Annotated in this window: 10 protein-coding genes and 1 tRNA gene; 5 read left to right on the top strand and 6 right to left on the bottom strand. The window is 68.3% G+C overall.

Annotated features, from left to right (window positions below; all coding sequences use genetic code 11):
- The first annotated feature begins 44 nt into the window (after positions 1–44).
- A complete protein-coding gene (locus MOM01_RS10770) occupies positions 45–1,271 on the top strand; it encodes an MFS transporter (protein WP_241385408.1) in 1,227 nt (408 codons plus the stop codon).
- Here the strand turns inward: MOM01_RS10770 and MOM01_RS10765 are convergent.
- The 6 genes from MOM01_RS10765 to MOM01_RS10740 all read right to left on the bottom strand — a co-directional run bounded on the left by MOM01_RS10765 (position 1,240) and on the right by MOM01_RS10740 (position 8,133).
- Positions 1,240–3,819 carry a helix-turn-helix transcriptional regulator gene (locus tag MOM01_RS10765; protein ID WP_241385407.1) on the bottom strand — a complete coding sequence of 860 codons (2,580 nt, stop codon included), beginning with the start codon at positions 3,817–3,819 and terminating at the stop codon, positions 1,240–1,242. The genes MOM01_RS10770 and MOM01_RS10765 overlap by 32 nt on opposite strands.
- Before the next feature lie 205 nt (positions 3,820–4,024).
- Positions 4,025–4,708 carry a hypothetical protein gene (locus tag MOM01_RS10760; RefSeq protein WP_241385406.1) on the bottom strand — a complete coding sequence of 228 codons (684 nt, stop codon included), beginning with the start codon at positions 4,706–4,708 and terminating at the stop codon, positions 4,025–4,027.
- Between the two features lie 158 nt (positions 4,709–4,866).
- The gene (locus MOM01_RS10755; protein WP_241385405.1) at positions 4,867–5,496 is read right to left on the bottom strand and encodes a DUF2461 domain-containing protein; all 630 of its coding nucleotides are present in this window, start codon (positions 5,494–5,496) and stop codon (positions 4,867–4,869) included.
- Positions 5,497–5,528: 32 nt separating this feature from the next.
- A complete protein-coding gene (locus MOM01_RS10750; RefSeq protein WP_308196981.1) occupies positions 5,529–6,506 on the bottom strand; it encodes a ribose-phosphate diphosphokinase in 978 nt (325 codons plus the stop codon).
- Positions 6,503–7,978, bottom strand: coding sequence for a bifunctional UDP-N-acetylglucosamine diphosphorylase/glucosamine-1-phosphate N-acetyltransferase GlmU (gene glmU / locus MOM01_RS10745; RefSeq protein ID WP_241385404.1), 1,476 nt, complete (start codon positions 7,976–7,978; stop codon positions 6,503–6,505). Before glmU ends, MOM01_RS10750 begins: the two co-directional genes overlap by 4 nt.
- 83 nt (positions 7,979–8,061) lie before the next feature.
- Positions 8,062–8,133 (bottom strand) — tRNA-Gln (locus MOM01_RS10740).
- A gap of 214 nt (positions 8,134–8,347) precedes the next feature.
- On the opposite strand from MOM01_RS10740, the gene MOM01_RS10735 reads away from it, so the two are divergent.
- The 4 genes from MOM01_RS10735 to MOM01_RS10720 all read left to right on the top strand — a co-directional run bounded on the left by MOM01_RS10735 (position 8,348) and on the right by MOM01_RS10720 (position 10,623).
- Positions 8,348–8,953 (top strand): TetR/AcrR family transcriptional regulator, encoded by a 606-nt coding sequence (locus tag MOM01_RS10735; protein WP_241385507.1) that lies wholly within the window; start codon positions 8,348–8,350, stop codon positions 8,951–8,953.
- 84 nt (positions 8,954–9,037) lie between these two features.
- Entirely contained in the window at positions 9,038–9,679 is a 642-nt protein-coding gene (locus MOM01_RS10730; protein WP_308196983.1) for a ScbR family autoregulator-binding transcription factor, read from the top strand.
- Positions 9,676–10,005 carry a helix-turn-helix domain-containing protein gene (locus MOM01_RS10725; RefSeq protein WP_241385403.1) on the top strand — a complete coding sequence of 110 codons (330 nt, stop codon included), beginning with the start codon at positions 9,676–9,678 and terminating at the stop codon, positions 10,003–10,005. The genes MOM01_RS10730 and MOM01_RS10725 overlap by 4 nt, the downstream gene beginning before the upstream one ends.
- A 39-nt stretch (positions 10,006–10,044) precedes the next feature.
- Positions 10,045–10,623, top strand: a complete 579-nt coding sequence (locus tag MOM01_RS10720; protein WP_241385402.1) for a PIN domain-containing protein — start codon at positions 10,045–10,047, stop codon at positions 10,621–10,623.
- The last annotated feature ends 79 nt before the right edge of the window (positions 10,624–10,702 follow it).

Here is a 10,702-nt window from a genome sequence, read left to right as displayed (position 1 = left end):
GTGTGATTCGACATCCGCCGCGCCCGCGCGGGACGCTGGAAGCCATGACCTCGCCGCGTCCTGTACTCACGACCCCGGTCCTGCTGCTCATGGCGGTCGCGACCGGTCTGTGTGTCGGCGGCAACTATTTCAACCAGCCGCTGCTCGACTCCATCGCCGAAGCGCTGGGTACCTCGCGGTCTGCTGCCGCTTCCACCGTGACGGTCGCGCAGGTCGCCTACGCCCTGGGACTGCTCTTCCTCGTCCCGCTCGGGGACATGTTCCCGCAGCGGCGACTGGCGGTGATGCTCATGCTGGTCGCCGCGGCAGGCCAGGGACTGAGTGGATTCGCACCCGGCATCGGGGTACTCGTGGCAGGTACCGCGATCGCCGGGTTGTTCTCCGTCGCAGCGCAGGTGCTGGTGCCGTTCGCCGCGACCCTCGCGACGCCTGAGCACCGCGGACGAGCGGTCGGCACCGTGATGAGCGGTCTGCTCGTCGGGATCCTCGTCGCCCGCAGCGTCGCGGGCATCCTCGCCGAGATCGGCAACAGCTGGACGACGGTCTACCGGGTGAGTGCGGTCGCCATGGTGGTCGTGGCCCTCGCGTTGTGGCGGGTGCTGCCGGCCACGCCGCCGACGGTGCGGCAGGGATACGGCAGCACTCTGCGGTCCCTCGTCACGCTCACCCTCGCGCATCCGCGGTTGCGGACCCGATCGATTCTCGGAGCCCTGAGTTTTGCATCGGTGAGTGCATTGTTCTCGACGATGGCGTTCCTGCTGTCCGATCCGCCGTTCGGGCTCGACGACCTGCAGATCGGGCTCGTGGGCCTCGCCGGGGTGGCCGGCGCGCTCGGCGCGACCGCCGCGGGACGGCTCGTCGATCGCGGGTACGGACCGCGGGCGACGGCCGTGGGGGTCTTCACACTCGTCGCCTCGTGGGCGGCGCTCGCCGCGGGCGGGACGTCGCTGGTGTGGTTCGTCGTGGGAATGGTCGTTGTGGATCTGGCCCTGAACCTCGTGCACATCACCAACCAGAACATCGTGTACGCCCTCGACCCCGACGCCCGATCCCGGGTGAACTCGGTCTACATGACCGCCTATTTCGTCGGCGCGGCATCGGGATCGGCGCTCGGCACGGCGGCGTGGACCGCCGGAGGCTGGTCCGGCGTGTGTGTGTTGGGTGTCGGACTGGCGCTGCTCGCCGGCGTGGTGTGGGCGTTCGATCTGCGGATCGCGGCCCGGATGCGGGTGAGTTCGGCTAGCGCGGCCGGCGGACGGGCAGCAGCCTGAGTTCCCGTGCGCGTCCGACCGCCTCCACTCGGTTGTGGACTCCGAGTTTGCGGTAGATGCTGCGCAGCTGGGTCTTGATCGTGTTGTGCGAGACGAACAGTTTCTTGGCGATGTCGGCGTGGGTCGATCCGAGCGCCAGCAGCTCGAGGACGTCCGTCTCGCGCGGGGACAGTTCGACGTGGGTCACCGGCTCGGTGAACACCGACTCGACCGGCCCGCCCGGGATCGCAGGACCGCCGAGAGCCACCAGACGATCGGCCACACCGTCCGGAAGGGTGGTGAACGCACGGCGGTTGCCGAGCGACTCGGCGAGCGTGCAGGCCCGCTGCCAGCTCCGTAGTGCCGCGTCGTCGTCGCCGCGGTCGAGATGGGCGTGCGCCGTGACGAGCAGCGACTCGAGGTGCGCGCGGGGGAATCCGCATTCCGTCCACGAGATCCGCTTGAGCTTCTTCAGTGCGACGTCGGGGTGACCGGTGAACAGTTCGACGCGACCGCTCGCCACGACGAGTAGCGGATGGTCTCCGCGGCTCTCGTCGGCGAGGGCGCGCGCGAGATTGCCGTTTCCGAGCGCGAGATTCAGATCGATCTCGGCGGCGTCGAGGAGTATGCGGCAGAAGGCGCCGTGGCGGTGCAGGTCGCGGTGGGATGCGATCAACCGGTGCAGTTCGGTGAGCCCGTCGTAGGCGTTGCCCGTCAGGAGGTGGTGGTAGGCCCGGCCGTAGGTGACGAATCCCCAGAGCTCCTCCGAGACGCGGGGCACCCCGAGTTCCTCGAGACGCGCGGCCGCGTGGTCGAGTTGCAGCGCGTCGAGATGCACGAGCACGGATGCTGCCCGGCCGCCCACCTTCACCATCTCACCCCAGCGTCCCTCGGTGGGCTCCGCGTGGCTCTCGATGCGCAGCCATTCCCGTGCCCGTGGATTGTCGCCGGTGACAGCCCAGTTCAGGGCGGAACTTCCCGCGGCGTTCTGGACGACGAACGCGATGTTCGCGGCGTAGGCACCCCGGTAGGCGCGCCGGAAGACGGCGGTGGATTCGCCGAGGTGCCCTGCGAGCTGGAGTGTGATGGCCCACTGCACCCGGAGGAGGGGAAGCTGCGGGCCGAGATCGTCGGGCCGGTGCTCGAGGATCGAGTGGACGAGTGGACGCAGCAGCTGGGTCAGCCGCGCGGCCTCACCGAACTCACCGGAGACCCGCAGGGTCAGCGACTGCACCGTCGCCACATACACCGCCTGCGCGGCGCGGGAGGTCTTCCCGAGTTCGACGAGTTCCTCGGTGTCCGTGGGCAGCGAAGCATGCAGAATCGCGTGTTCGTCGAGCATCTGCGTGAACAATGCGCGCCCGGCCTGGACCGAGGGATGATCCTCGAGTGCGTGATCGGGGATCTGCCTCAGTACCTTGACGAGCACGTCGAAGGACCGGTCCACCATGACGGCCCAGGCTTCCTCGACGATCGCTACCGCGGCCTTCCAGTCACGGGCCTCGACCGCGTAGATCGCCGCCTCGGCCATGTTCCCGGCCGCACGATGGGTGCGGGAGAGCTCGAGGAGCAGGGCGTCGGCGTGACCGGGCCGCGTCCGCCGGGTGATCTCCAATACGCACGAACGAACGGCATCGGGCCATCGCCAGACGCGGGGATCGTGGAAGGGTGAATCCATCACCAACCCGGCCGCGGCGAGCGTGGCCAATGCCGCCTCGGCATCCGTCACGCCCGTCAGTTCCGCCGCTTCGGCCGCGGTGACACTGTGGGCCGCGACGACCGATTCGGCGAATTCGCGGCTCGCACCGTCGAGTTCGCCGAGGCGACTTTCGACATATGTCCGCACGAGACGTTCGAGTGCGGGGACGGGCAGGCCGCGGGTGTCGATCAATCGCTGCGGCCGGCTGCGAGCCACCGCCGTGGCGGCCGAGACCAGCGCCGGCACACCTCCGAGGAGATGACACACCGCCTCGCACTCGCCGTCGGAGCGATCCGGTCCGGCGGCGCGCAGCAGCGAGGCCGTCTCCTCGACGGTGAACGTGAGGTCGGCGGCCGGGACGTAGGTGCAGTCGATTCCCCGGATGACGACCTCTGTCATGTCGGTGTTGTTGCCCGGGAGACAGACGATCGCATCGAGCCGGGGGCAGTGATCGAGCAGCCGCAGGACGCCGGAGAGGACCGCAGCCGTGCTCGGGGCCGGTACCGACGCGAGAACGAGCAGCGCCGGTGCTCCCGGATCACGGAACGTCCGGACCACCCGGTCGAACGGGGAACCACCGGGCGAGACGTCGATCGCGGGATGACCGACGAGCACCTCGAGTACGCATGCCGCCAGGTCGCCGTCCTCGGCTCCGGTGAGCGAGGGAACCCATACGATCGTGCGGTCCGGCGCACCTCCCTGATGAAGCCATCCCGCGACGAGCGTGCGCTTGCCGAAACCCGGAGGAGCGTCGATCACGGTCAGTGTGGAACCCCGGTCGAGGCATGTGAACAATCTGGGACGGACCAATGCCGAGGCCAGGGAACGCCATGCGGGTGCGCCGACGCGAGGGGTGTCGGAAACACTCACGCGCACTCCTTCGGCAGGTGGAAGCCCCTGTTTCTGCACAGGCATCGACGCCCGAGCAACACCCCCGACAGGCCCTTGGTCGAAGACAGACTACCTGGTCCGTTGTTCTGAGGGGCGGTAACGACCGCAGCCCCGCCCTCGAACCGGCGACTGGAGTCGCCGGATTCGGAGGCGGGGCTGCGGTGGAAAGTGCGTGGTCCGGTGCCTACCGGACAGTAGCGCTCAGGCGTGCCTTCTCGAGGGCGGCGAGGGTGCGCAGGATGGTCGCCTTCTGCTTCTCGAGGTCGCTGCGCCGAGCGCGAGCGGCGAGGCCGCTCTGTTCGGCGACGAGGGTGAGCTGCGCATCGATCGCGGAGAGTTGATCGAGCAGCGCGAGCGCGCGGGTCTGGATCTCCTCCACGTCGACGGCATCCGTCTTGACCGGAGCCGCTTTCGCGGACTGGGACGAGGCGGACGAGGAAGTCCGGGTGGTCGCCGATGCGGAACGCGCCGGGCTCTGCGAGGGCGCGGCGCCCGCGTGGCGCTCGGTGACGGCGGCGGCGCGGGGACGCAGCGCCTTGCGGACGAGCGCCGGGTCGGGTTGCTCCGCGAGGCGGATGTCGTTGAGTGCACGACGGGCCTCACGAGCGGCGAGGCGGTGCTCGTACTCCTCCTCGTCGTCGGATTGCAGGGTGCCGCCGATGGGACGCAGTCCGTACATGCCCATGAACTTTCGGGCCTCGTCGATGACGGCTTCATGCTTACGGCAAGTGGCGCAGCGAGGTTCGTTGCGGAAGAGTTCGACCGAATCGGTGTCACCGCACCAGACGCACGCACCCGGCGACCATCGTCGGACCGTTCGAATCGTCGCGTTTTCCATAGGGGTTTCGAGAGTTTGCGCGTCGGTCACGAGGTGCCACTTTAGGGGAAAGTGTTGTTACGCCGGGGAGGGGGGTCTTCTGCGACCTGCGGTGATTTCGCGTTACAGTGACGAAGATCATTTCCCGGTTCGGGGCGCCCTCAAACCTTTGCGCCGCACTGCATTTCCATACCACCCGGTTTGTCGTGTCAGGGTGCTGTGGCTGCGGCGAGCCACCGCACCAACGGCCGGAACTCCCGCCATGCCGAACGCACTTCGTCGAGGGTGCGCGGGGTGTCTATCCAGGGCGGTGAGATCTCGCTGCGGCCCGCCCAGAGGGACCGGTGCCGCATCAGTTCGATGCGGGGATGGTCGCTGTCCACACCGCGGGGACGGGACGCGAGACGATCACCACCGATCTCGTATCCGGACCGTTCGAGACGACGCACGATCCGGCCGAGCTCCCGTCCGCGACGCTCGTCGTCGACGGCCGCCCGGTAGCCGGCGATCTGTGCGGACGACCCGCGGAACAGGCCGCCGGACACCCGTAGGCCCGCGGCGTCGATCTCGACGTAGTAGCCGACGCTCTGTGCGACGGAGACGAATCCACCCTGATGGGTCTTGTACGGCAGTTTGTCCTTGCTGAACCGCACGTCGCGGTACGGGCGGAAGGCCTTGCCTTCACCGAACTCGTCTTCGAGGTCGGCGAGCAGGGCAAGCATGGGGCCGCGCACGCAGTCGTCGTAGACGGCCTTGTGCGCGGCCCAGAATGCTTTGCTGTTGTCGGCCTCGAGATCGTCGTAGAAGTCGAGTGCCGCGACGGGGAATCCGGTGAACACCCCGACAGTCTGCCCCGCCGTGGAGCGGAGGGTCAGGCGACCCCGTTGAACAGCGAGGTCACCGAACCGTTCTCGAACACCTCGCGAATGGTCTGCGCGAGCAGCGGAGCGATCGACAGCACGGTGAGGGTGTCGAACTGCTTCTCCGGTGGGATCGGCAGCGTGTTGGTGACGATGACCTCCTTGGCACCGCAGGCGGCGAGGCGCTCGGCGGCCGGGTCGGAGAGCACGCCGTGGGTGGCCGCGATGATGACGTCGCCCGCACCGGCCTCCTTCAGGATCTTCACCGCGCCGGCGATGGTGCCGCCGGTGTCGATCATGTCGTCGATGAGGATGCAGGTGCGGCCTTCGACCTCACCGACCACCCGGTTCGACTTGACCTGGTTGGGCACGAGCGGGTCGCGGGTCTTGTGGATGAACGCGAGGGGTGCGCCGCCGAGGGTGTCGGCCCACTTCTCGGCCACACGCACACGACCGGAGTCGGGGGAGACCACGGCGATGTTCTCCACGCCGTACTTGCCGCGGATGCACTCGGCGAGCTGGCCCTGTGCGTGCATGTGATCGACCGGGCCGTCGAAGAAGCCCTGGATCTGATCGGTGTGCAGGTCGACGGTGATGATGCGGTCCGCGCCGGCGGTCTTGAGCAGATCGGCGATCAGGCGGGCCGAGATCGGCTCGCGGCCGCGGTGCTTCTTGTCCTGACGGGCGTAGGGGTAGAACGGCAGGATCGCGGTGATCCGCTTCGCGGAGCCACGCTTGAGCGCATCGATCATGATGAGCTGTTCCATGACCCACTGGTTCAGCGGGTAGGGATGGCTCTGCAGCACGAAGGCGTCCGAACCGCGCACCGACTCCTCGAACCGCACGAACGTCTCACCGTTCGCGAAATCCCGGGCCGTCTGCGGAGTGAGAGGGACGCCCAGTTCCTTCGCGACCTGCTCTGCCAGCTCGGGATGGGCCCGGCCGGCGAAGAGCATCAAGTTCTTCTGGTTGTCGATCCAATTGGTCACTGGTTCTGGCCGTCCTTCTGCCGATCGTGGTCGTGCTGCTGCTGTGCTTTCGATGCTGCCTCGGCAGCCGGGGTGCCGGCGCGGTTTCGCTGGACCCATCCCTCAATATTGCGCTGTGGCGTGCCCGACACCGCCAGCGCCCCCGGAGGAACGTCGCGGCGGAGCACCGTTCCGGCTCCCGTGTAGGCACCGTCGCCCACCGTGACGGGCGCGACGAACATCGTGTCCGATCCCGTCCGGACGTGGGATCCCACCACGGTGCGGTACTTCTTCACCCCGTCGTAGTTGACGAACACACTCGACGCTCCGATGTTGGAATGATCGCCGATCTCGGCGTCTCCCACATAGGTGAGATGGGGAACCTTCGAGTGCGCGCCGATCTGCGCGTTCTTCGTCTCGACGAAGGTGCCGAGTTTGCCGCACGCGCCGAGTTCGGTGCCGGGACGCAGATAGGTGAACGGACCCACCGACGCCTGCGCGCCGATCACCGAGTCGGAGCCGTGCGTGCGCACGACGGTCGCCCCGGCGCCGACCTTCACATCGGTGAGGGTCGTGTCGGGTCCGATCTCCGAGTCGTCGGCGACGATCGTGCGGCCGTGCAACTGCACGCCGGGATGGAGGACGACGTCGCGGCCCAGCACGACGTCGACGTCGATGCGCGTCGAGGCGGGGTCGACCACCGTCACACCCTCGCGCATCCAGTGCTCGAGCAGGCGCCGGTTGAGTTCGGTGCTCAGTGCTGCGAGCTGGACGCGGTCGTTGACGCCGGACACCTGCACGGCGTCGTCGACCTGCAGACCGCGCACCACCAGGCCGTCCTCACGGGCGATGCCGACCACATCGGTCAGGTACAGCTCTCCCTGGGCGTTCGCGCTGTCGAGCCGGCCGATGGCGGTGCGCAGATGCTCGGCTTCGAAGGCGTAGACCCCGGTGTTGATCTCGGTGACGGCACGCTGCTCGTCGGTGGCGTCCTTCTCCTCGACGATCTGTGCGACGTCGCCGGCCTCGGTGCGGATGATGCGGCCGTATCCGGTCGGCCGGGGCACGATCGTGCTGAGCACGGTCACTGCGGCAGGTGCGGGCTGCGTGTGGGCGTCGAGCAGGGACCGCAATGTGGAGGGTGCGAGGAGGGGGACGTCGGCTGCGGTGACCACGACGGTTCCCGAGAAGCCTGCGGGCAGGGCCTCGAGGCCGCACTCGACGGCGTGACCGGTGCCCTTCTGTTCCTCCTGGACCGCGATGTCGATGTCGCGTCCGAGTTCGCGCGCGATCTCCGTGACGGCACCCGCGACCTGTTCGCGTTCGTGACCGACCACCACGACGAGGTGATCGGGGGCGAGTTCGGCGGCGGCGTGCAGGGAATGCGAGAGCATCGTGCGCCCGCCGAGGGCGTGCAGAACCTTCGGCGTCTTCGACCGCATCCTTGTTCCTGCTCCGGCTGCCAGCACGACGATCGCGGTCTGCACCTGCATGTAGCTCCCTCGACACGTTTCCGGCACGCCCGGCCCCCTGCGTGTACCGGGGGGAGCGCGGCGGCTCCCCGGGACGGTTCCCGCTCCGCCGCCAGGACTCGAACCTGAACTATCTGAACCAAAATCAGAGGTGCTGCCGATTACACCACGGCGGACTGCCACACCCCCGCGGCGGGACCGGCGGGCGTGCGCCCCCGATCCTCGCACGAGACGGTCTCCACGTCGAACCTGGGGGTCGCGCGAGTGGGAGTCGATAGGCTGGCGGACGATCGACCCGGTCACCGGCCCCATCGACCACGGCCTCGGGTAGAAGGAGGACACGTGTCGCAGGCACCGCAGAAGCGGTCGGAACGCTCTCCGCGGATCCGGATGACGGGAACGCAACGTCGCGAACAGCTCATCGAGATCGGCCGTGCGCTCTTCGCCGAGCGGGGTTACGAGGGTGCATCCATCGAGGAGATCGCCCAGCGTGCCCAGGTCTCCAAGCCGGTCGTCTACGAGCACTTCGGCGGGAAGGAAGGGCTGTACGCGGTCGTCGTGGACCGCGAGATGACCATCCTGATGTCGATGGTCACCGAGAGCCTCACCCGTAACCGTTCGCGTATCCGGGTCGAGCGCGCGGCCCTCGCCCTGCTCACCTACATCGAGGAACGCACCGACGGTTTCCGGATCCTCGTCCGCGACTCGCCGATGTCCGCGGAGGAGGGCACCTATTCCAGCCTGCTCAACGAAGCGATGCGACAGGTGGGCGAGCTGTTGTCCGGCGATTTCTCGCGCCGGGGCCTGAACCCCGATTTCGCCCCGCTGTACGCGCAGGCGCTCGTGGGCATGGTCGCCACCACCGCGACGTGGTGGCTCGATCGCCGCACTCCGTCCAAGGAGGATGTCGCGGCTCACCTGGTAAATCTGTGCTGGAACGGGCTGATGGCGCTGGAAGCGGACCCGAAGCTCGGTGAACCGCCCAATTCCGACTAGTTGTTTCGTTTCACGGCGGTCTTCCCTCTACCCGCGGGTAAGTCGCGTTATCGTTTGGGTAATCCCGTGAGAAGGCAGGCAGTGGTGGGACGACAAGTACGCGCCGAGGTGACGCGCGAATCGGTGTTGCAGGGCGCAGCGACAGTGTTCGTGCGCGACGGGTACGCGGACGCGAACCTCGGGGCCATCATCGAGGAGGCCGGCGTCACCAAGGGGGCGCTGTACTTCCACTTCGGCTCCAAGGAAGAACTGGCGCGCGGTGTCATCGACGCCGGTCACCTGCGATTCGCCGCCGCCGCCGCATCGAGGATGGACCGTCGTTCACCCGCCTTCGAGACCATGATCGATCTGTCCGTGCTGCACGTCGACATGTCCGAGTCCGACCCGGTGGTGCGCGCGATGTTCCGTCTCCTCTTCGAGATCGGGGATTACCGGGGCACCGAGCACCGGCCGTTCGAGGTGTGGCAGCAGACGCTCGAGGATCTGGGGCGCAGAGCGGCCGAGGAGGGCGACCTGGTGGAGAGTATCTCGCCGCGCGCCGTCTCCTTGCTGATGCTCGAGCAGGCGATGGGCGCCCGGATCGTCGCGAACGCCCTCGAGACGACCGAACGTCTCGCGGAACAGACCGGTGCGATGTGGCGCATGACCCTGCCCGCCCTGGTGCCGGAGGGCAAACTCGAATACTTCAAACAGTTCGTGGAGCGCCGGCTGCGGTTGCAGTCGTGAGGTTCGGCCCGTTTTCCGCCGACGAGGCCCCCGCGGCGCTGGCACGACTGCTCGACGAGTGCGGTCCCGACACCGCGGTGACGATCGGTGCAGTGCCGCCGCTGCTGACGATCGCTCAGGCCGCCGACGTACTCGGTCGCTCCCGCCGATATGTCGCCCGCCTCGTGGACACCGGTGCCCTCGCCGCGGACTTCCACGGGCTGCACCGCAGGGTGTCCCGGCCCGACGTTCTCGCACTCGCGGCGCAACAGGCGCAGGTGGTCACGGCGGTGCTCGACGGACTTGCCGACCTCACCCGCCGCGAGGGACTGTACGACCCGTTCTGACCACCGCCCGAGGGGCCGACGATTCGACGAGGGGTGACGATGCCGGTGCGAGTGGTGCTCGGCGCGACGGTGCTCGCCCGTCCCCGGCTGCGGGATGTGGCCCTCGCTTTGGCCGAAGACGGCCTGTACCAACCCTATTGGAGTGACGGGATCATCGCGGAGGTCGACCGGCGGCTACCCGAGGAGCTGCTCCGCCCCGCCCGCGACTTCCTCTTCGCCGAACTCGACCGCGCCTTCCCCGAAGCCAGGGTCGTCTGGCCCACCACCGTGCTGCGCGAAGTACCGCACGTGACGGGACCGAGAGAGGCACACGTGACATCGGTGGCACTGTTGTGCGACGCCGACGCCGTGATCACCGCCGACCCGGCGCTCACCCGAGCCCTCGAACGCTCCGAGATCGAAGCGTGGACCCCCGACGCGTTCGTCACCTTCGCCCTCGACGCGGATCCCGCTCGCGCCCGCCGGGCACTCCTGAGAATGGTCCGGCGACGCTGGCTCACTCCCGAGGACGCGCGCCGCGAACCCGGCGACGACGAACTGCTCGTGCGACTGGCGGCCTGGGCGAAGCGTGAGCTCGGCGACAGCAGCGCAGATCTCCTCGCACCCCCGGCGCGGTGACGACGCTCGCGCCCCGGCGCGGTGACACTCGTCGCGCCCCGGCGCGGTGACGCACGGGGGACACCGGAATAGACTCGAC

The sequence above is a fragment of the Rhodococcus sp. CH91 genome (assembly GCF_022554085.1).
In the GTDB taxonomy this organism is placed as follows: Bacteria; Actinomycetota; Actinomycetes; order Mycobacteriales; family Mycobacteriaceae; genus Rhodococcus.
The sequence above is the reverse complement of the archived record's forward strand: the minus strand, read 5'-3'. Positions and strand labels throughout refer to the sequence as shown.